This window comes from Roseomonas nitratireducens, assembly GCF_017813355.1.
GTDB classification, from domain to species: domain Bacteria; phylum Pseudomonadota; class Alphaproteobacteria; order Acetobacterales; family Acetobacteraceae; genus Neoroseomonas; species Neoroseomonas nitratireducens.
The window spans coordinates 66,724-90,432 of record NZ_JAGIYZ010000018.1; the positions used below are offsets into that span (position 1 = coordinate 66,724).

26 protein-coding genes are annotated in these 23,709 nt (G+C 74.0%); 14 read left to right on the forward strand and 12 right to left on the reverse strand.

What is annotated here, in order from left to right; all coding sequences use genetic code 11:
* Positions 1-20: 20 nt before the first annotated feature.
* Genes ptsP through J5Y09_RS17605 form a run of 5 tightly spaced genes read right to left on the reverse strand, consistent with a single transcriptional unit; the run spans position 21 to position 4,008 of the window.
* Positions 21-1,847, reverse strand: coding sequence for a phosphoenolpyruvate--protein phosphotransferase (ptsP, locus tag J5Y09_RS17585; RefSeq protein WP_209353129.1), 1,827 nt, complete (start codon positions 1,845-1,847; stop codon positions 21-23).
* Positions 1,837-2,172, reverse strand: a complete 336-nt coding sequence (locus J5Y09_RS17590) for an HPr family phosphocarrier protein (RefSeq protein WP_408904065.1) — start codon at positions 2,170-2,172, stop codon at positions 1,837-1,839. Before J5Y09_RS17590 ends, ptsP begins: the two co-directional genes overlap by 11 nt.
* Positions 2,173-2,201: 29 nt before the next feature.
* A complete protein-coding gene (locus J5Y09_RS17595; protein WP_209353131.1) occupies positions 2,202-2,645 on the reverse strand; it encodes a PTS sugar transporter subunit IIA in 444 nt (147 codons plus the stop codon).
* The gene (gene rapZ / locus J5Y09_RS17600) at positions 2,642-3,580 is read right to left on the reverse strand and encodes an RNase adapter RapZ (protein WP_209353132.1); all 939 of its coding nucleotides are present in this window, start codon (positions 3,578-3,580) and stop codon (positions 2,642-2,644) included. The genes J5Y09_RS17595 and rapZ overlap by 4 nt, the downstream gene beginning before the upstream one ends.
* Positions 3,577-4,008: an HPr kinase/phosphorylase gene (locus J5Y09_RS17605; RefSeq protein WP_209353133.1), complete on the reverse strand. Its 432-nt coding sequence runs from the start codon at positions 4,006-4,008 to the stop codon at positions 3,577-3,579. The genes rapZ and J5Y09_RS17605 overlap by 4 nt, the downstream gene beginning before the upstream one ends.
* Positions 4,009-4,123: 115 nt before the next feature.
* On the opposite strand from J5Y09_RS17605, the gene J5Y09_RS17610 reads away from it, so the two are divergent.
* Together J5Y09_RS17610 and J5Y09_RS17615 are read left to right on the forward strand one after the other, a co-directional pair.
* Entirely contained in the window at positions 4,124-5,053 is a 930-nt protein-coding gene (locus J5Y09_RS17610) for a threonine/serine dehydratase (RefSeq protein WP_209353134.1), read from the forward strand.
* A 75-nt stretch (positions 5,054-5,128) separates the two neighbouring features.
* Positions 5,129-5,824, forward strand: coding sequence for a ribonuclease activity regulator RraA (locus tag J5Y09_RS17615; RefSeq protein ID WP_209353135.1), 696 nt, complete (start codon positions 5,129-5,131; stop codon positions 5,822-5,824).
* A 36-nt stretch (positions 5,825-5,860) separates the two neighbouring features.
* On the opposite strand, the gene J5Y09_RS17620 is transcribed toward J5Y09_RS17615, so the two are convergent.
* The 3 genes from J5Y09_RS17620 to J5Y09_RS17630 all read right to left on the reverse strand — a co-directional run bounded on the left by J5Y09_RS17620 (position 5,861) and on the right by J5Y09_RS17630 (position 8,986).
* A complete protein-coding gene (locus J5Y09_RS17620) occupies positions 5,861-6,634 on the reverse strand; it encodes a hypothetical protein (RefSeq protein ID WP_209353136.1) in 774 nt (257 codons plus the stop codon).
* Positions 6,631-7,428 (reverse strand): hypothetical protein, encoded by a 798-nt coding sequence (locus J5Y09_RS17625; RefSeq protein WP_209353137.1) that lies wholly within the window; start codon positions 7,426-7,428, stop codon positions 6,631-6,633. The genes J5Y09_RS17620 and J5Y09_RS17625 overlap by 4 nt, the downstream gene beginning before the upstream one ends.
* Before the next feature lie 139 nt (positions 7,429-7,567).
* Entirely contained in the window at positions 7,568-8,986 is a 1,419-nt protein-coding gene (locus J5Y09_RS17630) for an FAD-dependent oxidoreductase (protein ID WP_209353138.1), read from the reverse strand.
* A 45-nt stretch (positions 8,987-9,031) separates the two neighbouring features.
* On the opposite strand from J5Y09_RS17630, the gene J5Y09_RS17635 reads away from it, so the two are divergent.
* Positions 9,032-10,687, forward strand: coding sequence for a hypothetical protein (locus tag J5Y09_RS17635; RefSeq protein WP_209353139.1), 1,656 nt, complete (start codon positions 9,032-9,034; stop codon positions 10,685-10,687).
* 6 nt (positions 10,688-10,693) lie between these two features.
* Here J5Y09_RS17635 and J5Y09_RS17640 read toward each other — a convergent pair whose 3' ends face one another.
* Complete coding sequence (locus J5Y09_RS17640; protein WP_209353140.1) at positions 10,694-11,599, reverse strand: PHP domain-containing protein; 906 nt, start codon at positions 11,597-11,599, stop codon at positions 10,694-10,696.
* A gap of 227 nt (positions 11,600-11,826) precedes the next feature.
* Here J5Y09_RS17640 and J5Y09_RS17645 point away from each other — a divergent pair, with 227 nt between their 5' ends.
* The 6 genes from J5Y09_RS17645 (at position 11,827) to rho (ending at position 17,228) form a co-directional block, all read left to right on the forward strand.
* Positions 11,827-12,663 (forward strand): DUF2272 domain-containing protein, encoded by an 837-nt coding sequence (locus J5Y09_RS17645; protein ID WP_245217207.1) that lies wholly within the window; start codon positions 11,827-11,829, stop codon positions 12,661-12,663.
* A complete protein-coding gene (locus tag J5Y09_RS17650) occupies positions 12,660-13,775 on the forward strand; it encodes an NADH:flavin oxidoreductase/NADH oxidase (RefSeq protein ID WP_209353141.1) in 1,116 nt (371 codons plus the stop codon). Before J5Y09_RS17645 ends, J5Y09_RS17650 begins: the two co-directional genes overlap by 4 nt.
* A gap of 134 nt (positions 13,776-13,909) precedes the next feature.
* Complete coding sequence (locus J5Y09_RS17655; RefSeq protein WP_209353142.1) at positions 13,910-14,845, forward strand: tripartite tricarboxylate transporter substrate binding protein; 936 nt, start codon at positions 13,910-13,912, stop codon at positions 14,843-14,845.
* 75 nt (positions 14,846-14,920) lie between these two features.
* Positions 14,921-15,214 carry a DUF1330 domain-containing protein gene (locus J5Y09_RS17660; protein ID WP_209353143.1) on the forward strand — a complete coding sequence of 98 codons (294 nt, stop codon included), beginning with the start codon at positions 14,921-14,923 and terminating at the stop codon, positions 15,212-15,214.
* Positions 15,211-15,663: a CopD family protein gene (locus J5Y09_RS17665; protein WP_209353144.1), complete on the forward strand. Its 453-nt coding sequence runs from the start codon at positions 15,211-15,213 to the stop codon at positions 15,661-15,663. Before J5Y09_RS17660 ends, J5Y09_RS17665 begins: the two co-directional genes overlap by 4 nt.
* 290 nt (positions 15,664-15,953) lie before the next feature.
* A complete protein-coding gene (gene rho, locus J5Y09_RS17670; RefSeq protein WP_209353145.1) occupies positions 15,954-17,228 on the forward strand; it encodes a transcription termination factor Rho in 1,275 nt (424 codons plus the stop codon).
* 280 nt (positions 17,229-17,508) lie between these two features.
* On the opposite strand, the gene J5Y09_RS17675 is transcribed toward rho, so the two are convergent.
* Together J5Y09_RS17675 and J5Y09_RS17680 are read right to left on the reverse strand one after the other, a co-directional pair.
* Positions 17,509-18,159, reverse strand: a complete 651-nt coding sequence (locus J5Y09_RS17675; protein WP_209353146.1) for a hypothetical protein — start codon at positions 18,157-18,159, stop codon at positions 17,509-17,511.
* Positions 18,141-18,371 carry a hypothetical protein gene (locus J5Y09_RS17680; protein ID WP_209353147.1) on the reverse strand — a complete coding sequence of 77 codons (231 nt, stop codon included), beginning with the start codon at positions 18,369-18,371 and terminating at the stop codon, positions 18,141-18,143. The genes J5Y09_RS17675 and J5Y09_RS17680 overlap by 19 nt, the downstream gene beginning before the upstream one ends.
* A gap of 54 nt (positions 18,372-18,425) precedes the next feature.
* On the opposite strand from J5Y09_RS17680, the gene J5Y09_RS17685 reads away from it, so the two are divergent.
* The 5 genes from J5Y09_RS17685 to J5Y09_RS17705 all read left to right on the forward strand — a co-directional run bounded on the left by J5Y09_RS17685 (position 18,426) and on the right by J5Y09_RS17705 (position 21,982).
* Entirely contained in the window at positions 18,426-18,992 is a 567-nt protein-coding gene (locus J5Y09_RS17685; protein ID WP_209353148.1) for an HD domain-containing protein, read from the forward strand.
* 113 nt (positions 18,993-19,105) lie between these two features.
* A complete protein-coding gene (locus J5Y09_RS17690) occupies positions 19,106-19,369 on the forward strand; it encodes a hypothetical protein (protein ID WP_209353149.1) in 264 nt (87 codons plus the stop codon).
* Positions 19,370-19,518: 149 nt separating this feature from the next.
* A complete protein-coding gene (locus J5Y09_RS17695; protein WP_209353150.1) occupies positions 19,519-19,818 on the forward strand; it encodes a hypothetical protein in 300 nt (99 codons plus the stop codon).
* A 3-nt stretch (positions 19,819-19,821) separates the two neighbouring features.
* Positions 19,822-21,285 carry a methyl-accepting chemotaxis protein gene (locus tag J5Y09_RS17700; RefSeq protein ID WP_245217208.1) on the forward strand — a complete coding sequence of 488 codons (1,464 nt, stop codon included), beginning with the start codon at positions 19,822-19,824 and terminating at the stop codon, positions 21,283-21,285.
* Between the two features lie 103 nt (positions 21,286-21,388).
* On the forward strand, positions 21,389-21,982 hold the full coding sequence (locus J5Y09_RS17705; RefSeq protein WP_408904064.1) for a nucleotide exchange factor GrpE: 594 nt from the start codon (positions 21,389-21,391) through the stop codon (positions 21,980-21,982).
* A 48-nt stretch (positions 21,983-22,030) separates the two neighbouring features.
* On the opposite strand, the gene J5Y09_RS17710 is transcribed toward J5Y09_RS17705, so the two are convergent.
* Positions 22,031-23,410, reverse strand: a complete 1,380-nt coding sequence (locus J5Y09_RS17710) for a flavin monoamine oxidase family protein (protein WP_209353151.1) — start codon at positions 23,408-23,410, stop codon at positions 22,031-22,033.
* Positions 23,411-23,709: the final 299 nt, after the last annotated feature.

A 23,709-nucleotide genomic window follows, 5' to 3' on the forward strand; every position in this document is an offset into this window, starting at 1 on the left:
GGGCGCCGGGGCCGCGGGCCTCAGGCGCGTTCCGTCACGCCTTCCGCGAAGCCCGCCACCAGCTCGCGGATGCGGGCGGGGTCGGATTGCTCCATCACGCGCCGGGCGAAGCGCGCGCAGTCGCCGATGTCCAGCGCGCGCACCGCCTGCTTCACGCGCGGGATGGCGCTGGCGTTCATCGAGAAGCTGCGCACGCCGAGGCCGAGCAGCAGCGGCGTCAGCTGGGGGTTGCCCGCCATCTCGCCGCAGATCGACACCGGCATGCGCAGCCGCAGCGCGGCTTCGGTGGCGAACTGCACCAGCCGCAGCACGGCCGGGTGCAGCGGGTCGTACAGGTGGGAGACCTCGGCCTCCGCCCGGTCCACGGCCAGCGTGTACATCGCCAGGTCGTTGGTCCCGATGGCGAAGAAATCCGCTTCCAGCGCGATGGCGTCGGCGGCGAGCGCCGCGCCCGGCGTCTCGATCATCACGCCGAGCGCGGGCAGCTTCTCGGGCAGCTTCTCCCCACGCCGGCGCAGGCGGCGGGCGACGCGTTCGTAGATTTCCCGCGCCGCGCGCACTTCCTCCGGCACCGTGACCATCGGCAGCAGCAGGCGCACCGTGCCGTCGCCGGCAGCCGCCGCGACGCGCAGCACGGCGGCGAACTGCACTTCCAGCAGTTCCGGGCGCTTGAGCAGCATGCGCAAGCCACGCAGGCCGAGCGCGGGATTGCCGCCGGCATGGGCCGGCACCACGCCCTCGGCCAGCGCCTCCATGTCCTTCTCGCCGCCCCAGTCGAGCACGCGGATCGTCACCGGCTGCCCGGCCATCGCCTCGGCGATCTGGGTATAGGCGGCGACCTGCGCTTCCTCGTCCGGCAGGTCCTCCCGGTTCATGAACAGGAACTCGGTGCGCAGCAGGCCGATCCCCTGCGCGCCGGCCTGGGCGATCAGCGGCAACTCCTGCGGGATCTCAAGATTGGCCTGGAGCTCGACCTCCTCCCCATCCGTGGTCGTGGCCGGCAGGCGCCGCAGCTTGGACAGCCGCCCGCGTTCCTTGGCGAAGGCGGCGAGCCGTTCGCGCGCGGCGGCGAGCGTCGCGGCGGAAGGGTGGATGGTCACGGTGCCCGACGAACCGTCCAGTACCGCCGGGTCGCCGCGTGCGGCGGCTTCCGTCAGCCCATGGGCGCCGAGCACGGACGGAATCCCAAGGGCGCGCAGCATGATCGCGGTGTGCCCGTCCGCCCCGCCTTCCTCGGTCGCGACGCCGGCGATGCGCGAGGGGTCGAGCAGCGCGGCATCCGCCGGGGTCAGTTCCTCGGCCACCAGGATGCAGCCTTCCGGCAGGTCCTTGAGGCTGCGGAAGGGGGTCGCCGTCAGATTGCGCGTCAGGCGGCGGGCGATGTCACGCACTTCCGCCGCGCGGCGGGCGAGCCCCGCCTTGTCGTCGTCCTTCAGCGCGACGATCGCCGCGCCGATCGCCTCGGCCTCGTCGCCCACCGCCGTCTCGGCCGCGAGAAGCTCGGCCTCGATGCGCTTGCGCGCGCCGCGGATCAGCCGCGAATTGCCGAGCATCATCAGGTGCGCGTCGAGCAGCGGCGCGATTTCCTCCTGCGCTTCCTCGGGCAGCACGCCGATGCGGGTCTTGAGCTTGGCGACCTGCTTGCGGGATGCGGCGACGGCATCCGCCAGGCGCAGCCGCTCGGCCTCCACCTGCTCGACGCGGATGGTGCGGCGCGGCGCCTCGGCCGGCGGGTCGGAGGTGTCGAAGACGGGCCCGATCGCGACGCCGGGGGAGACGGCGATGCCGCTGACCGCGACTTCCCGCGGCTTGCCCTTGGGGCGTGGCTTGCCCGGCTCAGTCTTCATGGAAGCCGGCCTCGACCAGGCCGGCGACCGCCTCGAGCGCTTCCTTGGCGTCCCAGCCTTCGGCCTCGATCATCACCTCGGCGCCCTGGCCCGCGCCCAGCATCATCAGGCCCATGATGGAGCAGGCGGGCACGCTTTCGCCGTTGCGCACCACGTTGACGCAGGCGGAAAACCGCTCGGCCGTCCCCACCAGCTTCGCCGCGGCGCGCGCATGCAGCCCGCGGCTGTTGGGGATGGTGACGGTGCGCCGCAGCACGAGCCCGGAGGGGCCGGGGTCGCAGCCGCAGCCATCGGCGGCGGGGATGTCCGGGCCCGGCGCTGTCACCTTGGCGCCAGGCTCGTCGGGCCATTCGTTCATCGGCCGCGTGCTCCCTTCTGGATGGACGGCGCGGCCGGCGCACCGGCCGCCACGTCCCGCCCGCTCGCGATATACTTGCGCCCGGCGGCCTTGGCGTGGTCGACCGCCTCGGCCAGCGGCTCGCTGCCGCGCACCTTGGCCAGCTTGACCAGCAGCGGCAGGTTCACCCCGGCCAGGACTTCCACCGCCTGCCCGTCGCCGGCCATCTGCATGGCGAGGTTGGACGGCGTGCCCCCGAACATGTCGGTCAGCACCACGACGCCGTCGCCCTGGTCCACCGCGGCGATGGAGCGGCCGATCTCGGCACGGGTGTGCTCGAGCGCGTCCTCGGGGCCGATGCAGACCGTCGCCACCGCCTGCTGCGGGCCCACCACGTGTTCCATGGCGTGCCGCAACTCCTCGGCCAGACGGCCGTGGGTGACCAGAACCATGCCGATCATGATGCCTGCGTCAGGGCCTCCCGCCCCGCCTCGCGGCCCGGCGCCGGTATCGTGGCGCTGGCCGGCAGCTCGCGGTGGAACAGTTCCACGCGCCAGCCCTGGGATTGAAGATGGTGTGCCAGGCGCTCGGCCGCCAGCACGGACCGATGGCGGCCCCCCGTGCATCCGAACGCGATGGTGAGGTACTTCTTCCCCTCCTGCGCGTAGCGCGGCAAGAGCGGGCGCAGCATGTCCGTCATGCTCCCCCAGAAGGGGGCGAAGTCCGGATCGGCTTCGATATGGGCGGCAACCGCGGGGTCGCGCCCGGTCAGCGGCCGCAGCGCATCCACATAATGCGGGTTGGACAGGAAGCGCAGGTCGAAGACCAGGTCCGCTTCCCGCGGCAGGCCCTTGGGGAAGGCAAAGGACATCACCGACACACCCATGCCCGGCGCGCCTTCCAGCCCGAAGCGCCGGTCGATCATGCGGCGCAGCTCCGGCAGGGGCAGGACGGAGGTGTCGACCACCATCTCGGCCGTCTCGCGCAGCGGGGCCATCAGCGCGACCTCCCGCGCGATGCCGTCGCTGACCTTCGAGCCGAGCGGCCCGCCGGGGGCAAGCGGATGGCGGCGCCGCGTCTCGGTGAAGCGGCGCAGCAGCACATCCTCCTCCGCCGTCGCGAAGACCAGCGTCACGGCGATGTCGGCCCGCAGCCGCAGCCGGTCCACCAGCCGGATGGCCGCGGCGGGGTCGAAATCCCGCGTCCGGCTGTCCACCCCGGCGGCGAGCGGCTGCCCGCCATCGCCCACCAGCGCCTCCAGCACCGCCAGCGGCGGGTTGTCGACGGTCTCGTAGCCGAGATCCTCGAGCGCGCGGAGGATCGAGGCCTTGCCGGCACCGGACAGGCCGGTGACCAGCACCACCTGCCGCCGCGTCGGCGCGGGCAGGTCCATCATGCGGCGAAGGCCCCCGCGCGCTGCGCACGCAGCCCCAGCGCGGCATCGAGCGCCCAGCCCAGCTTGTCGACCGCCGAGGCGTCGAAGGCATGCAGCCCGATGCGCGGCACCCCGGCGGGGTCCCAGGCGGCGGGCGCGGGCAAGCGGGCCACGCCGTCGCGCGGCAGCAGGTCGGCCACCAGTTCGAGCCGGGCGCCGTCCGCCACCTTCAATCCTTCGAATATGCCAAGGCCGCGCACTTCCAGCATGCCGCGCAGCGCGTCGGGCGCGGCGATGGCGCGGCCGTCCAGCAGCACGCGGTCATCGGCCACCAGGTCCCAGCCGGCGCCGATCAGCCGGAGCAACAGGTCGGACTTGCCGGAGCCCGCAGGCCCCAGCAGCAGCACCGCCGCTCCATTCCGCGCGGCCGAGCTTCCGTGGAGGGTCATCCCACGCAGCAACCCCCGGTCAAGGCGGCGGACCATGGCAGAAACGGGGCAGGGCGGGAAGCGCCCCCCGGTTGTGCGTTGCCGGGGCCGGTCCGCGGTGCCACCTTCCGCCCCCATGCCGACCCAGGACGACATCCGCGCCGCCGCGGAACGCATCGCACCCCATATCCGCCGCACCCCCGTCTTCCGGCTGGAGCCCGCCGATACCGGGCTCGCCGTGCCCGTGACGCTGAAGCTGGAACAGCTGCAGGTCACCGGGTCCTTCAAGCCGCGGGGCGCCTTCAACCGCATCCTGTCGTCCCGGGTGCCGGAGGCGGGCGTGATCGCCGCCTCGGGCGGCAACCACGGGCTGGCCGTTGCCCATGCCGCGCAGAAGCTGAAGCTGAACGCCGAGATCTACGTCCCAGGCCCGACGCCGGAGGCCAAGAAGAAGCGCATCATGGACACCGGCGCCTGGGTCTATGTCGGCGGCATGGTCTACGAGCACGCCCGCCTCGCGGCCGAGGAGCGCGCCGCGGAAACCGGCGCCCTGATGGTCCATGCCTACGACCAGGAGGAAGTCCTGGCCGGCCAGGGCACGATCGGCATGGAGCTGGAGGAACAGGCGCCCGACCTGTCGCACCTGCTGGTCGCGATCGGCGGGGGCGGGCTCTATGCCGGCATCGCCTCCTGGTACCGGGACCGCATCAACATGGTGCTGGTCGAACCCGAGGCCTGCCCGACCATGTTCGTCGCCGCCATGACCGGCGCGCCGACCGACGCGCCGACCGGCGGGATCGCCGCCGACAGCCTGGGCGCGCGCCGCATCGGCGAGATCGCCTTCGCGACCATGCAGGAATGGGGCGGCAACTCCGTCGTGCTGGCCGACGAGCTGATCCTGAAGGCGCAGCGCTGGCTGTGGGACCGGCTGCGGATCGTCGCCGAGCCCGGCGGCGCCACCGCCCTGGCCGCCTTGCTCAGCGGCGCCTGGAAGCCGCCCAGCGATGCGCATGTCGGCGTCGTCGTCTGCGGCGCGAATTGCGATCCGGGCAGCGTGGTGGGGTAGCCGGCCCCGGGCCGCCCCCCTTGCCCGACGGCCCCGCCCCTGCGATGGACGCGGCCCCGTGAAGGAGCATCGCCCATGACCCCCGCCCAGAAGACCGCCCTCGAAGGCGTCACCACCGCCACGCTGACGACCGTGCTGCTCAAGAAGGGCGTACGCTTCTGCTACATCGCGGGCTCGCGCCCGATCGTGCCGGGTGCCACGAAGCGCATCGTCGGCCCCGCCTTCACGCTGCGCTTCACGCCGACGCGGGAGGATCTCGCGACGGTCGACAGCTGGTCCTCCCCCCGCTCGACCCGCGCGGCGATCGAGGAGATGCCGGAAGGCTGCGTCGCCGTCGCCGACGCCATGGGCAGCACCGCCGCCGGCATCTTCGGCGACATCCTCTGCGCGCGCATGGCCAAGAAGGGCGTCGCCGGCCTCGTCACCGACGGCGTGCTGCGCGACGGCGCGGGCGTGATCGGCACCGGCCTGCCGGTGTTCTGCCAGGGCTACGTCGCCCCCGCCTCGGTCGCCGCGCTGAACTTCGTCGGCTGGCAGGAGACGATCGGCTGCGGCGGCGTAACCGTCATCCCCGGCGACATCGTCGTGGCCGACCAGGACGGCGCCGTGGTGATCCCGGCCGCGCTGCTCGACGCGGTGGTGGACGCGGCGGTCGAGCAGGAGCGCCTCGAGGCCTGGATCATGACCGAGGTGGAGCGCGGCGTGCCGCTGCCCGGCCTCTATCCGCCCAACGCCGAGACCAAGGCGCGCTACGAGGCGACGCGGAAGTAACGCCCCGGCGCGCGGGGGCACGGCCCTCGCGCGCCGCTATTCCAGCATGACGCGGGACGGCGTGACGACCACGCCGTTCGAGCGCCGCCCGCCCGCCGTCGCCTCGGTGAAGGTCTCCATCCGCGTGGCGTAGCCCTGCGCCGCGACCATGCCCGTCGCGGTGTCGATCGCGAGGCGCGCGGCGATCGCAACCTGCATGGTCGCGCCGCTGCCGCGCAGCCGCCCGGCGAGTTCGACCGCGCAACGCGCGACGAGCACCGCCCGCCCGCCGATCGCCGCCGTGCCTTCCGGCCTGCAGCGGCCCGTCGCGGCCGAACCCTCGACCGGCATTGGGAAATCCTCCCCTGGCGCGACGCGCCGGCGTTCCAGGCTGAGCGTCTCGAACTGCGCCCGCCAGGCCGCGACCAGGCCGGCGCGCGCCGCGTCGGCGGCCGCGCCGCTGCCCTGGGGGCGCGGGGCCGAGAACTCCGTCACGCGCCCATCGGCGCCGCGCCGCGCGGCGATCCTCAGCCCCGTCGCCTCCTGCGCCAGGCTGAGCCGCACCGCGTCGCCCTCGGCCTGCGCCTCGGCGACCGTCAGGCAGTCCCGCTGCATCGGGCGGCCGGGGCGCAGCGTCTGCTCGCGGCACACGCGCCGCCAGGGACCCCAGGCCGTGCCGCCGATCGCGACGGGCGCGCGCAGGGGCCGGACCTCGCCATCGAGCGGCAAGGGCGGCGCGCTGGCGCGCCAGTCCGGCGCCTGCGCCGCCGCCGGACCGGCCAGCGCCAGCGCCAGCGCCACGCCACAGGCCATGCCGGCGGCGCCGGTCATTCCAGCGTCTGCCGCGACACGCCGCGCATCTCCATCCGCCCCATGCTGCCGCGCGGATCGGCCTCCATCTCGAGCCAGGAGCCGTAGCCGTGCCGCAGCACCATCCCCGTCGCGACGTCGATGGCGAAGCGGCCCGCGATCAGCACGCGCATCGCACGACCGGGCGAGATCTCCCCACCGCCGCTCGCGCCGCAGGTCGCGACCAGCACGCGCCGGCCATCGGCCATGGCCTCGCCATCCGCCGAACACACCAGGCCGTCGCGTTCCACCCGCAGGTCGGGATCGACGGCGCCGATGGGCAGCGGCATCACGAAGTCCACGCCGGGCGCGATGGTGGCGCGCGGCATGCCGTTCGCCTCGATCGCGGCGCGGAAGATTCCGCGCAGCCGCGCCATGACGGGCGGCGGCGGCGCGGCCACGCCCTCGGGCACGGCGATGTCCGCCTCGCCCACCATGCCGGCCGCGTCGCGCGTCGTGGTGAAGGCCACGCGCATCCCGCCCGGCAAGGGGTCGGTGCGCAAGGCGAGCCGCCAGGTGCCGCCATCGTCCCGCGCTTCCTCCACGTTGAAGCAGGAGGGGGGAGAGGTCGCGACCTCCTGCCCGTCATCGGGGCGGAGCATCGTCTTGGCGACGCAGAGCCGCCGGAACGGGCCCCAGCCGGTGCCGCCCACCTGGAGCGCCGCGGCGAGCGGCGCGACCGGGCCGTCGAGCGCGAGCGCGGGGCTGCGGGCGATCAGCGCGGCGCGGTCCTCGGCGAGGGCGGGGGTGGCGAGGAGGGCGGCACCGATCAGCACCGCGAGGAACGAGGGGGCGTCGCCCCCTCGCGCTCCCCCACCAAAGGCCGAAGGGCCTTTGGAAACCAATCCTGGGTTCCGAGGGCCTTTCGGCCCTCGGCGGAGGGAGCACGAGGGAGGCGGCGCCTCCCTCGATCGCCTAGACCGGAACATGCGCCGCCTCCTGCAGATACGCGCCCTGGCGGCGCAACGCGGCGCGGATCGCGCCCGGATCGACCGCGCGCGGTTCGATGCCCTCGCCCGCGGCCAGCGCCGCCGCGACGCCCGCCGCCTGGCCGGTCAGCCAGCATTGCGGGATCTCTCGCAGGAAGGAATGCGAGGTCGCGTCGCAGGACAGGTGCCGGCCCGGCGCGAGCAGCCCGTCGAGCCGTTCGGGCACCAGGGCGCCATAGGGCACCGACACATTGGCGAATTTCGGCGCGAGGGACGGGGAGACGCCGATCTCATCCGCGTGCACGCGCCCGTCCCACATCTCCCGCGTCACGGACAGCACGCCGCGCAGGCGGCGCGCATGGCGCACCCCGATCTGCGGGGCGGAGAGCATCAGCGTCGCGCCCTCGAACCCCGGCGCGTCGCGGCGGTAGATGCGCAGGTGGTCGAGCATGAGGCGGTGGCTGCGGATCTCGACCTCGGTCAGGTCATCGACCTGCGTCGCGTCGTAGCCGGCAAGCCGCGGGCCCATGAACAGCGCCACATCGTCGCGCCAGGAGACGAAGGCCTTGTCGAACAGCCCGATCTCCTGCTTCCCGCGCGCCAGGAAGGCGGAGAATTCCTCCAGCCGCTCCGCCCGCCAGGCGAGGTAGCGCGGCATGTCCACATGCGCGAACAGCCAGGACGTGTTGATGCAGTGATGGATGTCGCGTTCATCCGTGTCGCTGTCCGATGCCGCGCCGGCGCGGTGGAACAGGTCGCCGTCGCCGCTGGCGTCCACGACGACCTTCGCCAGTACGGCGCGGCGGCCCTGCTTGCTCTCGAAGATCGCGCCGCGCACCGCGCGCCCGTCCATCACGGGCTCGGCGCCCCAGGCGTGGAACAGGATCTCGGCGCCCGCCTCCAGCACCATCTCAAGCGCCGTCGCCTTCATCCATTCCGGGTCGCAGGTGGGGGAATGGGTGACGATGCCGTGGAAGGCCGCGGTGCGCGCGGCCCACCAGGCGGCCGTCGCGGCATCCCGCGCGCCCCAGGCCTCCCGCGGTGGGCCGGCCAGGGCGCCCTTGGGCAGCCGGTCGAGGAATTCCTCGGCGAAGCCGCGGATCACGCGCCTGCCGTCCCAATCCGTCATCCGGTCGATCCAGATGACCAGCCCGCCGGTCGACAGCCCGCCCAGGTGGTTGTGCCGTTCCAGCAGCATGGTCCGCGCGCCGAGCCGCCCGGCCGCGACCGCCGCCGCGACGCCGGCGGGCCCGCCGCCGACGACGAGCACATCGACCTCGGCATGGACCGGCACCTCGCGCGCCGGTTCCGCCACGACCTTGCCGGTCGGTGTCCGGCGCGGGCCGCGCGCGGGGGCAAAGACCTCGGACCGGAAAATCAGCCGGCCGCCTTCCTTCGTGTCCATGCGCCACCCTATCCCGCCACGGCACGGCGCGGCTACAAGCGGTGCATGGGCGGAACGATCGGCGATGCCGTGCGGGACGGGCTGGCGAGGGGGCTGCTGCGCTTCCGCGCCGCCGCGCGCGTGCAGGACCGGGAGGCGATGGCCTTCGCCGAGACGCCGGGCGGCAGCCGCTTCGACCTCGCCGCCAATGCCGCGGCGGCGGAAGCGCTGGCGGCCTTCGCGCCGCGGGACGCGGAAGGCGCGCTGGCGCTGATCGCGGCCGGGCAGGGCCCCGCCCCCGCCGCGCTCGACCGCGCGCGGCTGGTGGTGGAGGACGGCGCGCCGCGCACGCTGCGCATCGCCACGCCGCACCACCTGTTCACCGGCGACCTGTTCCGCGGGGAACTGCGGCAGGCGCTGCACGGCGACGGCGCGCCCTTCGTGCTGCATGGCGGCAACCTGGCCGAGTTCACCCTCGGCGGGCGCAGGCATTGCCTGGATGTGGAGGACGCGATCGTCGCCGCCGGCGTCGAGGCGACCGATGACGGCGTTCGGCTGTTCCACGAGAGCATCCTGCGCGGCCGCGGCCGCTTCGGCCCGGTGCGGGACGTGGCGCGGCTGCGCTACGCCTATGAGATCCGCGCCGCGACGCCCGCGCTGCTGCTGACCGTGACGCTGGCGCCGCTGCTGCCGATCGGGCGCGTGCGCGCCACCACGGCCTGCGATGCGATGAGCCCCGCGGGTGCCGCGCCCTTCGCGGCGATCGCCGCGGGCGGGGCGTGGCGGGAGGTGCCGGCCGCCGAGAACATGACCATGGCCGAGGGACCGGTCGGCTTCTACGCGGTGCGGCAGGCGGGCCCGGCGTCGCGCGCCGCGCGGCTTCGCGTGGTCCCGCACGGGCCGGTGCTGAGCGTGAAGACGAGTGCCGCGGCGGCGGGGCAGCTGCACTGGCTGCTCGCACGGCACGCGGCGGGCCGGCTGGCGCCCGGGGCGACGCTGACGGTCACCGAGGAGAGGCTGTTGCTGCGCGGCGGCGATGCGCCGCTGGCCGCGCCGCGCGGCGCCGACGCGGCGTCCCGCGCGCCGCATGGGCGGCTGGCCGCCGCGCTCGCCCGCTGCGGGGAAGGGGAAGCGGCACGGCGCCACCTGGCGGCGCTGGCGCCGGAGGAGACGGCGCCGGCCGAGCTCGGCCACGCGCTGCTCGCCGCGCTGGCGCTGGGCGATGGTCCCGCGCCGCTGGCCGCGCGGCTGCTCGCGCTCGAGGCCGATGGGCTGTTCCTCGCCCCCGGCGGGGCGCCCGCGCGGATCGAGGACCAGGCGACGACGCTGCGCGCGCTGGCGCTGCTGCAGATGGACGCGCCGACGCCCCAGCTGGGCGCCGCGCTGGCGCGCGGGCTTGCGGCGCTGGCGCTGACGACGCTGCCGGGACCGCGCGACGCCATCGCCGCCGGCCCCGCCATCGCCGAGACGGCCGAGGCGCTTGCCTTGCTGCTGCGCGCGCTGCGGGCCGCGCAGGCCGCCCGCGCGCGCGGCGCCTTCGCGCTGGACGACGCGGCCGCGCGCCGGCTCGCCCTGCTGGCCGAGATCGCGCACCGGCTGCTGCAGGCGCGCATCCGCGCGGAGGGCGACGCGCTGCTGGTCGAAGGCGGGCCGGCGGCGCAGGCGGCGGTGCTGGCCGCGCTGGCGCCGGCGGCCGAGCCCGCGCTGCGCGCGGTGGCCTGAAGGCGCTCAGCCCTCGAAGAAGACGGGATTCGCCCAGGCGCGGCGGCCGGCGGCGTCCGCCACGACGATGCGCGCGAAGCCGCCGTCGCGGATCCGCGCCAGCGGCAGCCGCGCGCGCGTGGTCCCCGGTGCGACGACCTGCGCGGCGCGCGACCCGCGGCCGAGCACCATCACGCCGGCGGCGGCGGAGCAGGTCACCTCCACCTCCTCCGCCCCCCAGGCGATGTCGTGGATCAGTGGGCCCTGCGTCGCGTAGAAGGCGCCGTCCTTCAGCGCGGCGAGCAGCGCCTCGGGCTCGTTCGCCTCGGCCTTCACCATGAGCCAGCCGCCGAAGGCGTCCATGCAGGCGAAATGCGCGTCGTCGACGGCGAGCAGGCTGACGCGGCGCCCCGCCGCGAGCATCCGGTCGGCGAGATGCGCGCCGTCGCCGCGGTCCGTCCGCAGCTGGGAGGTGTGGTTGTACACCTCCACCGCATGCGCCGCCCCGATGCTGGCGGCATCGGCATCGGACAGCGCGTACCAGGCCGGATGCGGGATGGCGACGAAGGCGCCGGCGGCCGCCGCGCGGGCGGCAAGCGCGGGCCCGTCCTCGCCCTCCGGCGTCGGCGCGAAGTCCGGCGGCAGGCCGACGGCGAGGATGTGCCAGAGCTCGCCGAGCGAGGTCGCCGGCGCGTGCAGCTCGGCGCCCAGCAGCGTCGTGAAGCGGGCGGTGCGGAAGGGGCGCGTGTCGACGATGGGGAAGCCGTACTTCGCCATGAAATGGTCGGTCAGGGCGAGGAAGTCGTAGCCCGCCTCCCGATACGTCGCGCAGACCGCCTCGGGGCTGCGCACACCGTCGGAGGCGGTGGAATGGGTATGGACATTGCCCTTCCAGAAGCGGCCGGGGCGGGCGAAGGCGGGGTCGGCAATCATGGTCGGTTCCGGTCGGCTGCGGCGCGCGACTGATGGCACGACGGGCCGCGGCGTGCACGCGGGGTGCCGCGCGGCCGGCGTGACATTCCGATGAAGGTGGCGCGGGGGCGCACGCCCGACCCATGCGCCTTGCCGGCGCTCATGACCCACGCGCCTTGCCGGCGCGATGCAACGCCCCGATCATCCGCGCCGACCGGAGGGCCGCGCGGCGGCCGCGGCTGGGGGGCATGGCGATCGGACGCTTGGGCGGCACGCGCGGACGCGGCATGGGTGGCTGGGGGCGCGCCGCGTCGCTGGCGCTGCTCGCCCTGCTCGCGGCCTGCGCCGCGCCGCCACCGCCGCCCGAGCCGCCGCTCTCCTACCCCCCCGCGGCGCGGGAGCGGATGCTGCGCATCGCGCAGGCGGAATGGGAGGAATGGGGCCGGCAGGGCTCGGACGACCCCCCGCGCGCGGGGGAAACCGAGGCCGCGAATTTTCCGCGCGTGCTCGCCTATTGGCGCGCGGTGCCCGAAGGCGTCGCGCCGATCGCGCGCAACCGTGCGCTGTTTCGCGAAGGCAGCCCCGATGTCTGGCGCGAACCGGCCTGGTCGGCCGCCTTCGTGTCCTTCGTGCTGCGCGGCGCGGGCGTGGATGCGCGCGAATTCCCGCCCTCCGCCGCGCATGCCTTCTACCTGGATGCGCTGATCGCGGACGCGGCGCGCTTCCCCGCCACCGCGCCCTTCCTGCCGCATGACGTCGCGGCGCGCGCGCCGGCGGTGGGGGACCTGGTCTGCGCCGACCGGTCCGCCGCGCCGCTCGCCTCCTGGCGCGAGCGCGCGGCCGAGCGGGGCCGCTTCCGGCCCATGCATTGCGACATCGTGCTGCGCGTGGCATCGGGGCGCATCGAGGCGGTCGGCGGCAATGTCCGCGACGCGGTCACCCTGTCCCGCTTCCCCACCGACGCGACGGGGCGGCTGCTGCCCCGCCCGCGCGGCGCGCCGCAATGGCTCGCCGTGTTCGAGAACCGCCTGGGGCGATTGCCGCCCTGGGCGCCACCACCGGAACCCCGGAGTCCTGGATCGTGACCGACCTGTTCGCCCCCTTCACGCTGCGTGGCGTCACGCTGAAGAACCGCATCGGCGTTTCCCCCATGTGCCAGTATTCCTGCCGCGACGACGGCATGCCGACGGACTGGCACCTGGCGCATCTCGTCTCCCGCTCGGTCGGCGGCGCCGGGATGGTGATGGTGGAAGCCTCCGCCGTCGTGCCCGAGGGCCGCATCACGCCGGCCGATGTCGGCATCTGGTCCGATGCGCACATCGCGCCCCATGCACGTCTGGCGGCGGGGATCGCCGCGACCGGCGGCGTGCCGGCCATCCAGATCGCCCATGCCGGGCGCAAGGCGTCGCGGGAAGCGCCCTGGGGCAGCGGGCCGGCGGTACCGGGCTGGACCTGCCTCGCGCCCTCGGCCGAGGCCTTCGAGGGCTTCGCCGTGCCGCACGCCATGACGGAAGCCGAGATCGGCGCCACGGTCGCCGCCTTCGTCGCGGCGGCGAAGCGGTCCGTTCAGGCAGGCTACCGGATCATCGAGCTGCACGGCGCGCATGGCTACCTGATGCACCAGTTCCTCAGCCCCATCAGCAACCGCCGCAACGATTCCTGGGGCGGGGATTTCGAGGGGCGCTCGCGCATCGTGCGGGAGGCCGCGGCCGCGGTGCGCGCCGCGATCCCCGAGGACGTGATGCTGTGGCTGCGCATCTCCCACACCGACTGGGTGGAAGGCGGCTGGACGACGGAGGAGAGCGTGGAGCTCTCCCGCCGCGTGAAGGCGCTCGGCGTGGATGTGGTCGATGTCTCCTCGGGCGGGCTCGATGCGGGGCAGAAGATCCCGCTCGGGCCGGGCTACCAGGTGCCGGGGGCGGAAGCGGTGAAGGGCGGCGCGGGCATTCCCGTCGCGGCCGTGGGCATGATCACGGAGCCGGAGCAGGCGCAGGCGATCCTCGCCGAGGGGCGGGCCGACCTGATCCTGCTCGCGCGCGTGCTGCTGCGCGAACCCTACTGGGCGATGCGCGCGGCCGCCGCACTCGGGCGCGCCGACGCGCTCGGCATCCCGCCGCAGTATGACCGCGGCTGGAACACGCTGGCGAAGTGGACCATGGACCGCGGGATCGCGGCGCCGATGCATCCGATCGTGTGATCGCCGTGGCGGAGAGGGGCGCCGCCCCTCTCCGGACCTCTCCCCGCCAAAGGCCGAAAGGCCTTTGGAAACCGGGTTCGGGGGCGCGGCGTGCTTCTGCTAGGCTCCGGCCAATGCCCTTGGGAGGACGCCTCATGCTCCGCGCGCTCGTCGCCGCCCTGTGCCTGTGCGCCGCCACGGCCAGCGCGCAGGACGCCTTCCCCAGCCGCCCGATCACGCTGATCGTCGCCTATCCGCCGGGCGGCAACACCGACCTGATGGGACGCGCGCTGCAGCCGGAACTTTCCCGCGCGCTGGGCCAGACGGTGGTGGTGGTCAATCGCGGCGGCGCGGCGGGAACCATCGGCAGCGCGGAACTCGCCCGCGCGCGGGCCGACGGCTACACGATCGGCATCACGCCGAACAACCCGATCACGGCGCAGCCGCACGCCATCGCGCTGACCTATGGGCTCGAGAGCTTCCGCTTCCTCTGCCGCGTCTACGACAACCCGCAGGTGGTCATCCTGGGGCGCGGCGCGCCCTTCACCGATTTCGCCGGCCTCGTCGCCTATGGCCGCCGCGCGCGGGAAGCGCTGGCCTATGGCGCGCCGGGCAATGCCAGCACGCAGCACATCCTGATGGCGGCGCTGATGAAGCGCGCGGGGGTCGAGGCGCTGATGGTCTCCTTCACCGGCGCGGGGCCGATGAGCCAGGCGGCGCTCGGCGGGCAGATCATGGCCTTCATCGAGGCGTCGTCCATCGCCGCCTCCACCGGCCTCACGCCCGTCGCGACGCTGACGGCGCAGCGCCTGCCGCATTTGCCCGACGTGCCGACGGTGGCCGAGCTCGGCTACCCCGTGCAGGGCAGTTCCCATGGCGGGCTGATCGCGCCGGCGGGCATCCCCGACGCGGCGGCGGCGGCGATCGAGCGCGCCTGCGAGGCGGCCGTGGCGAGCGAGGGCTTCCGCACGACGGCGCAGCGCCTGGCCTCGGTGCCCGCCTTCCTGCCGGGCGCGGCGTTCCGCGAGAGCTTCGCCGCCGAGAGCGCCGCCAACCAGGTCGTGCTGCGTGACCTCGGCCTGGCGCGGTGACGCGGCACCCGGTCGAATGACATCGCCGTCCCCGACGCGGCGGCGCGACACGCGGACTCAGAGAAGGAACCCCCCATGCCCGCCTATTTCCTGGTGAACATCACCGTCCGCGACCCCGCGAAATTCGAGACCTACCGCCAGGCCGTCCCGGCGGTGATCGCGAAGTTCGGCGGCCGCTACCTGGCGCGCGGCGGCGCGGTCGAGGTGATGGAAGGCGATCCCGGCCTGAACCGCGTCGTCATCCTCGAATTCCCGGACGCGGCCGCCGCGCGCGCCTTCTACACGAGCGAGGAATACGCTCCGCTGCTCGCGCTGCGCCTGTCGGCGAGCGACGGCAGCATGGCGCTGGTCGAGGGCCTGCCCGCGTGACCATCGACGCCCTCGCCCCCTGGTACCCCTGGGTGAAGTCCATGCACCTGCTGGGCGCCTTCGCCTGGATGGCGGGGCTGTTCTACCTGCCGCGGCTGTACGTCTATCACTGCCAGGTGGCGGCGGGGTCCGCGCAGTCCGAGCTGTTCAAGGTGATGGAACGCCGCCTGCTGCGCGCCATCATGAACCCGGCGATGATCTGGACCTGGGCCTTCGGGCTGGTGCTGGTGCTGACGCCCGGGGTGGCGGACTGGGGATCGGTCTGGTGGTGGGGGAAGATCGTCGGGCTTTCGACCATGACCTGGGTGCACATGGACCTGGCCGCGGCGCGCAAGCGCTTCGAGCGGGACGCGAACACCCGCAGCGAGCGCGGCTGGCGCATCATGAACGAGGTGCCGACCCTCGCACTGATCCTGATCGTGGTGATGGTGATCGCGAAGCCCTTCTGACGCGCGGCGGGGGCCGGCGGGGCCGGGCGGGGCGACCCGCCCGGCGCCCGGGGCGCAGATCGCCGGTTGACGGACGCCGCCCGCCTCCATAGGTTCGGGCGACTTCCCGCTTGCGTCGCGGGGCCTCCGGCTCCACGCCGCCAATTCCTTCCTTCCTTTCGGGACTTCGCCCAACGCGCCACGAAGGCGCGGACCTGGGCGGACAGGGTGCATGCGCGCGGGTCCCCGCGCCGCCTCGCCCACGGGAACGTCCCGGCCAATCCCCTTCCCTCGGACGTCGTCCAGACCCCATGCATCTCTCAGAACTCAAGTCGAAAAGCCCCGCCGACCTCCTCGCCTTCGCCGAGGAAGTGGGCGTCGAGAACGCGTCGATCCTGCGCAAGCAGGACATGATGTTCGCCATCCTCAAGACGCTCGCTGAGAACGAGCAGGCGATCTACGGGGAAGGCACGCTCGAGATCCTGCCCGACGGCTTCGGCTACCTGCGCAGCCCGCAGGCCAACTTCCTGCCCGGCCCGGACGACATCTACGTCTCCCCCGCCCAGGTGCGCCGCTTCGCGCTGCGCACGGGCGACACGGTGGAAGGCCAGATCCGCGCGCCGAAGGACGGGGAACGCTACTTCTCCCTCCTCAAGCTGAACGCGATCAACTTCGAGCCGCCCGAGGCGCTGAAGCACCGCATCAACTTCGACAACCTGACGCCGCTCTATCCCAACCGGCGGCTGAAGATGGAGAACCCCGAGGTCGAGAGCGTCGCCAAGGGCCCGACCAAGGACAACACCCATCGCGTCATCGACCTGATCGCGCCGATCGGCATGGGCCAGCGCGCGCTGATCGTCGCCCCGCCGCGCACCGGCAAGACCGTGATGCTGCAGAACATCGCGAAGTCGATCACGGCGAACAATCCCGACGTCTTCCTGATGGTGCTGCTGATCGACGAGCGGCCCGAGGAAGTGACCGACATGGCGCGCACCGTGCGCGGCGAGGTCGTCGCCTCCACCTTCGACGAACCCGCGACGCGCCACGTGCAGGTGACGGAAATGGTGCTCGAGAAGGCCAAGCGCCTGGTCGAGCACAAGCGCGACGTCGTCATCCTGCTCGATTCGATCACGCGCCTGGGCCGCGCCTACAACTCCGTCGTGCCGTCCTCGGGCAAGGTGCTGACGGGCGGCGTGGACGCGAACGCGCTGCAGCGCCCCAAGCGCTTCTTCGGCGCTGCGCGCAACATCGAGGAAGGCGGCAGCCTCACCATCATCGCCACCGCGCTGATCGACACCGGCAGCCGCATGGACGAGGTGATCTTCGAGGAGTTCAAGGGCACCGGTAACTCGGAAATCGTCTTGGACCGCAAGCTGTCCGACAAGCGCACCTTCCCGGCGATCGACATCACCAAGTCCGGCACCCGCAAGGAAGAGCTGCTGGTCGATCGCGCCACACTTGCGAAGATGTGGGTCCTGCGCCGCATCCTGAACCCGATGGGCACGCAGGACGCGATGGAATTCCTGCTCGACAAGCTGAAGTACAGCAAGACGAACCAGGACTTCTTTGATGCGATGAACACCTGACGGCGTTCGTCGCATCCGCATCGTCCGGCACGCCTTCGGCATAACGCGATGAACACCTGACGGCGTTTGTCGCACCCGAATCGTTGCGCACGCCTTCGGCGTGACGCGATGAACACTTGGCGGCGTTCGTCGCATCCGCACCGTCCGGCACGTCTTCGGCGTGACGCGATGAACGTCTGAGGCGGTTCGTCGCGTCCGCATCGCGGGGCAAGTCCGCGGCGTCACGCGATGGACGGCGGCTCGCATCCGCGGCACCGCCCTGCGCGGGCGCATCCTCGGCCTACCGCAGCGAGGGCCTCAATCGCTCGATCGCCTGCGCCAGCGCTGTATCGGCGCGGCGGTCGTCCCCCGCCGCCAGCGCCTGCCCCGCCGCCGCCATCCGCTCGCCGGCCCGCTGCGCTTGGCGCAGCCCTGGCGCGGCGGCCAGCATGGCCTGGGCGACGCCGAGTTCCGCCAGCGCGCGCGCCCGCCGGCCGCGGTTCCAGTCGCTCTCGACGCAGCCGGGGCAGACGAAGCGCCGCACCAGGCGCAGCTGGCCCATCAGCGCCCGCGGGTCCGGTGGCGCGCCGGTCGCGACGCGCCCTTCCGCCCGGATCGCGAGGATCGCCGCGTCGATCGCCGCCGTCGCCTCCTCCTCGTCCTGTCCACCCAGGACCTCGATCCCGTAGAGCACCTGGCGCAGCGCCGGCACCGCCCCCGGCAGCGACGGCGCCGCCACGATCATGTCGCGTGCCGTCTCGAGCTTGTCGCGGCCGATCATGGATCTCCGCGCCGGGTGGTTCACGCCGGATCGCTCGATGTCGTCCCGGCAGCGTGGGCAGAGCATGTCGCGGGCGAACCGCAGCTGCGCGACCACGGGCGCCGCATCGGGCGGCGCCGGCGCCTGGGCCAGCAGCGCCGGCGCGGCCAGGATCAGGACGCGGCGGCGCATGCCGCGAGCCGCCGCCGCCCGGCCTCGGTCAGCGCGACCATGCCGGCGGCATCGACCCGCACCAGTCCCTCGGCGAGCGAGTCCTCCCAGATGCTCATGCACGGGCAGTTGGACCGCCAGGCCTCCATCGCCTGGTCGTAGCTGCGCGGCCGCGCGGCGACCCAGGCCAGGAACTGCGGCAGCAGCCGCGTCGGCGTGGCGGAAGCGTCCATGCCCCGAGGCTAGACCCTTGCGCGACGGCGCGCGAGAACCCCTATGGAGTGACCATGATCCCGAAGCCCGACCCCGCCGCCGAGATCCTGCGCGCCACGCTGTTCGCCGCCCGCGCCCATGCCGGGCAGGTCCGCAAGGGCGCGGCTGCGGAACCCTACGTGAACCACGTGATCGAGGTCGCCGCGATCCTCGCCGACCACGGCGCGCCGCAGGAGGCGATCCTGGCCGGCCTGCTGCACGACACGGTCGAGGACACCGAGGTGACGCATGAGGAACTCGTCGCCGCCTTCGGCGCCGCGGTCGCCGCCGTCGTGGCCGAGGCGACCGACGACAAGGCGCTGCCCAAGGAAACGCGCAAGGCGCTGCAGGTCAGCCTCGCGCCCAAGAAGTCGGAGGCGGCGAAGCAGCTGAAGCTCGCCGACAAGATCTCCAACCTCCGCGCCATCGCCGAAAGCCCACCGGCCAACTGGAACCATGCGCGGCGGACCGAATATGTCGGCTGGGCGGGGCGCGTCGCGGCCGGGCTCGCGGGGGTGAACCCGGCGCTGGACGCGCTGTTCGCCGAAACCTACCGCATGGCCGTCGCGCGGCTTGCCGAGGAAGCCGGGCGGGAGGGCTGAGGCGGGCGCGGGGCACGCCGTTACACGCCGCCCCGCCTGCGCCACGAAGGCGCCGCGCACCTGCCCGGCGGCGGGCGTCTGCTTCCCTCCAGGCACCAGAGGGAGATGCCGCCATGCGCCGCCTGATCCTCGCCACCGCCCTGCTCCTCGGCACCGTCGCCGCGACCCCCGCCCTGGCCTGGGACCACCGCCATGGCTGGGGCTGGCGCCCGGCGCCGAGCTGGCACCACCCGCATCACGGCTACCAGCGCCCGTACCGGGACTGGGGCTGGGACCGGCCCTACCGGCATGAACGGCATTGGGGCTGGGACCGGCCCCGCCGCGACCATCGCTGGGCCTGGGACGGGGACCACCACCGGCGCGACCGGCACTGGTAGCCGCGCGGCCGCGCCCGCAGCCTCGCGGGCGCGGCTCCCCACGACGCGGGCGCGGCGCGCCTTGCCGGTGGCGATGACATCGGCGGTCATCCGTTTTTTCACGCCGGGATTCAGCCAGCGCTAATTCGTTTCACGGAACTGTGGGGCCGATGCGCATCGCCATCGGACTCCTTGCCGCCAGCGCGCTGGCCCTGCCCGTGGCGGGGCTGTGGCCGCGCGCGGGTCATCCCGTGCTCCTCGCCATGCCCGCGGGCATGGCGGCGGGCGCCTTCGGGGTGGAGGGATGGCGGATCCAGCGCATCATCGAGGCCGGCCCCTTTCCCATCCTCCTCGCGATGCCCGAGAACGGCGCGTCTGACCCCTCGCGGCTCGCCGCCGCGGCCGGGGCGCTGCTCGTCCTCGCCGCCCGGCCCATGAGCGGCTGCGCCCCAGCCCCCCGAAGGACCTGACCGATGGACCTCTCCCTTCTGCGCGCCCGCACGGGCCGCGTCCTGCTCGGCCTGCTCTGGCTGCTCGTGCCGCTCACCGGCGTCGTGGCGATGCTCGAGGGCCATGTCCTGTCGGAGGCGCTGACCGGGACCGCGCTCGCGCTCGGCGTCGCGCTCGCCGCGACCTTCGCCGCGCGCCGCGGCACGGGCATGCCGGAAGCGCGATACGCCATCTCGGTCGCCCTGATGGCCGCCATCTCGGTCCATGTCTGGCTGGCGCCGGACTGGCTCACGATCGACATCCACATGGCGTATTTCGCCGGTCTCGCGCTCCTCGCCGGCTTCGTGGACTGGCGCGCGATCCTGCTCGGCGCCGCCACCGTCGCGGTGCATCACCTGGTGCTGAACTTCGCCGCGCCGGTCCTGGTCTTCGGCGTCGACGAAGGCAATCTCGGCCGCGTGCTGCTGCATGCCGTCATCCTCGTGATCGAGGCGGTGGCGCTGATGTGGATGGTGCGGGAACTCGAATCCGCCGCCGTCGCCGCGACCGACGCCCTGGCCGAAGCCCGCGCGGCGCGGGAGGCCGAGGCAGCGCAGGCCGCGCGCCGCATCGCGCTGGAAGCCGAGGCCGCGGCCGCGGCGCGCACCGCCCGCCACGGCATCGCCGCCGAGGTCGAGGGCAGCATCGGCCGCATCGCGGGCGGCGTGCAGGATGCCTCGGGCAATCTCGACGCCGCCGCGCGGCGCATCGCCGCCTCCGCCGGCGAGGGGGCCAGCGAGGCCGAGGCCGCGCGCGCCGCGGTCGCGGAAGCCTCCGCCGGCGTGCAGACCGTCGCCGCCGCAGCCGAGGAGCTTTCGACCGCGGTCGCCGAGATCACCCGCCAGGTCGCCCAGGCCTCCGCCGTCGCGCGCAACGCCGCAGACCGCGCCGATGCGACCGGGGACATCGTGCGCGGCCTTTCGGAAGGCGCGGCGCGCATCGGCGACGTGGTGCGCCTGATCGGCGAGATCGCCGGCCAGACCAACCTCCTCGCCCTGAACGCCACGATCGAGGCCGCGCGCGCCGGCGAAGCCGGCAAGGGCTTCGCGGTGGTGGCGAGCGAGGTGAAGGCGCTCGCCAGCCAGACGGCGAAGGCGACCGAGGAGATCGGCCAGCAGGTCGGCGCCATCCAGGCCGCGACCGGCGGGGCGGTGGACGCGATCCGCGACATCGCCGTGGTGGTCGCCGAGGTGAACCAGGTCGCCGCCACCATCGCCGCGGCGGTGGAGGAGCAGGGTGCCGCGACGCGGGAGATCGCGAGCGCCACCGCCGGCGTCGCGCGCGGGACGGAGGCGGCCTCCGGCGCCGTGGTGCGCGCCGCCGACCGCATGGGCGGCACCGCCGCCGCCGTGGGGGAGCTGGAACGGATGGCCGAGGCGCTGCGCGGCGATGCCGGCGCGCTGCGCGAGGCGCTCGCCACGACCGTCGCGGGGCTGCGCGCCGCCTGAACCCGGCGTCGCGCCCGCGTGGCGGCCGGCATGCGCGCGGGGCGGCTTGTCCGGCACGCCGCGGCGCCTTAGGTGATGGGCGACAGGCGGCCCCGCGCCGCGCATGGACAAGCAAGCCAATCCCGACATGAGCGAGAACCAGGACAAGCCGGCCCCCGAGACCGTGGCCGGCGCCGAACCGCCGCCCGAGGCCGCCCCCGCCGCCGAGCCGACGCCGGAGGAGCGCATCGTGGCGCTCGAGGCCGAGGTCGCGGCGCTGAAGGACAAGTGGCTCCGCGCCGAGGCGGAGATGCAGAACCTGCGCGCCCGCACGCAGCGCGACGTCGCCGATGCGCGCGCCTATGCCGCGCAGAAATTCGCCCGCGACGTGGTGGAGGCGGCCGAGAACCTCCGCCGCGGCCTCGACGCCATGCCCGCCAAGCAGGAGGGCGAGCCCGAGGTGCTGGGCAAGATCCGCGACGGGATCGAGGGGGTGGAACGGTCCTTCCTCGGCATCCTCGAGCGCAACGGCGTGCGGCGGGACGACCCGACCGGCAAGCCCTTCGATCCGGACCTGCACCAGGCGATGGCCGAGCAGCCCGCGCCGGAAGGTGTCGCCCCCGGCACCGTCACCGCCTGCTGGACGCCGGCCTGGACGCTGAACGGCCGCCTGCTGAAGCCCGCGATGGTCGTGGTCGCGCAAGGCCGCGCCACCTAGCCAGACGCCAGAAGCCCGGGAAGGGAAGCGGTTCGGGGGAGGTTGCCCTCACCCCGCCGCGATCTCCGCCGCCGCCCGCCGCCCGCCCAGCAGCGCGCCATGGGCATAGGACGGCGCCTCCGTCGTCGCCGCCTCGCCCGCCAGGAAGATGCGCCCCGCGATCGGCCGGGCCAGCGTCGCGTGGTCGTCCACCGAGGCGCCCACCGGCAGGAAGGAATAGGCCCCGCGGGCGTGGATGTCGCGCGACCAACGCGTGACGCGGACCTCCACCGGGCGCGGGATGCCGTTGCCAAACATCCGCCGCAGCGCGCCCATGACGAGGTCCGCCTGCGCGGCATCCGGCAGCATCTCGATCCGCTGCGCGGCCGACCCGCCGATAAGCGCGACCAGCACCGGCACGTTCAGATGCGGCTGGAGGGAGACGATCTCCGGCGCCGCGTTGTCGGGTTCATCCGACAGGCTGCGGAGGTAGTGCGCCTCCACCGGCCAGAAGGGCCTGGGAAAGGCGAGCACGATCTTGTTGAGCAGCCCGTTGCCGATGCGCGCGATCGCCCCCTGGTGGCCGGCGGGTAGGGGCGGGTCGAACACCACCTCCCCCCGCTTCAGCAGGCCGAGCGGCAGGGTGACGACGACACGGTCGGCGAAGAAGGCTTCTGACTGTGTCGCCACCACCACGCCGCTGCCCACCAGGCGGATGGCGCGGACCGCCTGGCGCAGCCGGATGTCGAGCCCGCGCGCCATCAGGTCCGTGATGGCGTTGTAGCCCTGGGCGAGGAGGTGGTTCTCCTCCGGGATCTCGCCCTCCCCCCCGAACCAGGCTTGCGCCGAGACCTCCGACGCATCCCCGCCTGCATAGCCGGCGACGTAGGAGGACAGCCAGCGCGCGACGCGCTTTTCATAGGGCGAGGACCGGGTGGTCGGGTCGAGCAGCGGCACCGCCTCGGCCAGGGACACGTCGCGCCCGCCCCGCGGGGCAAAGGGGCTGTCATGGGCGATGAGCTGGGCGACCGCGTCGAAGATGGCGGTCGTCTCGGCCTCGGTCAGCCGGCGCCCGTCGGCGTCGAACATGACGGATCGGGAATCGTAGGTCGGCATGCGGCGGATGCCCGCGGCGTCCGCCAGAGGGGTGAGGGGATTGCCCTCCGGCCCATGGATCCAGGCACCCCCCATGTCGAGCCGCTGGCCGCGGAAGGTCACGGTGTGCATCCGCCCGCCGGTGCGGGCGCGGGCTTCCAGCACCGTGACGCGATGCCCGGCATCGTGCAGCGCCCGGGCGGCGCCGAGGCCGGCGAGGCCGGCGCCGACGACGATGACGTTGAGCCGCCGGGCGGGCGCCTGGGCGCGGCCCTCGCCGGGCAGCAACGGCAGGGCGGCGGCGCCGAGCAGGCGCAGCAGGTGGCGGCGGGTGAACGCCTGCGACGCGGACATGGGCGGCCTCCCGGCTTCCTGGCCCGGGAAGCCTAGGGAGGATCGCGCGGCGGCGGCAATGGCGGCGCGTCACAGTGCCGCACCGCGGGCCGCCCATGCGCGCCATGCGGAGTTCCCCCGCGATTCCGCGGGGCGCCGGGACTTGTCCCCAGCCTTGCGGATCAATACATCCGGCCTGTCACACGCCCCGCCCCCCGCGGGGATCCCCAGCCACCCATCCGCGGCGGCACGCGCCGCCGGTCAGCACAGGGGGTGGGCGCAGCGCCAGAATCGGGCTGCCCCCGCCTGCCGCAGAGGAG

What these genes read in the sequence shown, in the direction of transcription:
- J5Y09_RS17690 (WP_209353149.1), top strand. Translation starts at nt 19,106, where the DNA reads ATGCGCCGCCTGATCCTCGCCACCGCCCTGCTCCTCGGCACCGTCGCC.
- J5Y09_RS17675 (WP_209353146.1), bottom strand. Translation starts at nt 18,159, where the DNA reads ATGCGCCGCCGCGTCCTGATCCTGGCCGCGCCGGCGCTGCTGGCCCAG.
- rapZ (WP_209353132.1), bottom strand. Translation starts at nt 3,580, where the DNA reads ATGATGGACCTGCCCGCGCCGACGCGGCGGCAGGTGGTGCTGGTCACC.
- J5Y09_RS17635 (WP_209353139.1), top strand. Translation starts at nt 9,032, where the DNA reads ATGGGCGGAACGATCGGCGATGCCGTGCGGGACGGGCTGGCGAGGGGG.
- J5Y09_RS17620 (WP_209353136.1), bottom strand. Translation starts at nt 6,634, where the DNA reads ATGACCGGCGCCGCCGGCATGGCCTGTGGCGTGGCGCTGGCGCTGGCG.
- J5Y09_RS17660 (WP_209353143.1), top strand. Translation starts at nt 14,921, where the DNA reads ATGCCCGCCTATTTCCTGGTGAACATCACCGTCCGCGACCCCGCGAAA.
- J5Y09_RS17645 (WP_245217207.1), top strand. Translation starts at nt 11,827, where the DNA reads ATGGCGATCGGACGCTTGGGCGGCACGCGCGGACGCGGCATGGGTGGC.
- rho (WP_209353145.1), top strand. Translation starts at nt 15,954, where the DNA reads ATGCATCTCTCAGAACTCAAGTCGAAAAGCCCCGCCGACCTCCTCGCC.
- J5Y09_RS17685 (WP_209353148.1), top strand. Translation starts at nt 18,426, where the DNA reads ATGATCCCGAAGCCCGACCCCGCCGCCGAGATCCTGCGCGCCACGCTG.
- J5Y09_RS17680 (WP_209353147.1), bottom strand. Translation starts at nt 18,371, where the DNA reads ATGGACGCTTCCGCCACGCCGACGCGGCTGCTGCCGCAGTTCCTGGCC.
- J5Y09_RS17615 (WP_209353135.1), top strand. Translation starts at nt 5,129, where the DNA reads ATGACCCCCGCCCAGAAGACCGCCCTCGAAGGCGTCACCACCGCCACG.
- J5Y09_RS17710 (WP_209353151.1), bottom strand. Translation starts at nt 23,410, where the DNA reads ATGTCCGCGTCGCAGGCGTTCACCCGCCGCCACCTGCTGCGCCTGCTC.
- J5Y09_RS17610 (WP_209353134.1), top strand. Translation starts at nt 4,124, where the DNA reads ATGCCGACCCAGGACGACATCCGCGCCGCCGCGGAACGCATCGCACCC.
- J5Y09_RS17640 (WP_209353140.1), bottom strand. Translation starts at nt 11,599, where the DNA reads ATGATTGCCGACCCCGCCTTCGCCCGCCCCGGCCGCTTCTGGAAGGGC.
- J5Y09_RS17595 (WP_209353131.1), bottom strand. Translation starts at nt 2,645, where the DNA reads ATGATCGGCATGGTTCTGGTCACCCACGGCCGTCTGGCCGAGGAGTTG.
- J5Y09_RS17695 (WP_209353150.1), top strand. Translation starts at nt 19,519, where the DNA reads ATGCGCATCGCCATCGGACTCCTTGCCGCCAGCGCGCTGGCCCTGCCC.
- J5Y09_RS17655 (WP_209353142.1), top strand. Translation starts at nt 13,910, where the DNA reads ATGCTCCGCGCGCTCGTCGCCGCCCTGTGCCTGTGCGCCGCCACGGCC.
- J5Y09_RS17630 (WP_209353138.1), bottom strand. Translation starts at nt 8,986, where the DNA reads ATGGACACGAAGGAAGGCGGCCGGCTGATTTTCCGGTCCGAGGTCTTT.
- J5Y09_RS17705 (WP_408904064.1), top strand. Translation starts at nt 21,389, where the DNA reads ATGGACAAGCAAGCCAATCCCGACATGAGCGAGAACCAGGACAAGCCG.
- J5Y09_RS17700 (WP_245217208.1), top strand. Translation starts at nt 19,822, where the DNA reads ATGGACCTCTCCCTTCTGCGCGCCCGCACGGGCCGCGTCCTGCTCGGC.
- ptsP (WP_209353129.1), bottom strand. Translation starts at nt 1,847, where the DNA reads ATGAAGACTGAGCCGGGCAAGCCACGCCCCAAGGGCAAGCCGCGGGAA.
- J5Y09_RS17605 (WP_209353133.1), bottom strand. Translation starts at nt 4,008, where the DNA reads ATGACCCTCCACGGAAGCTCGGCCGCGCGGAATGGAGCGGCGGTGCTG.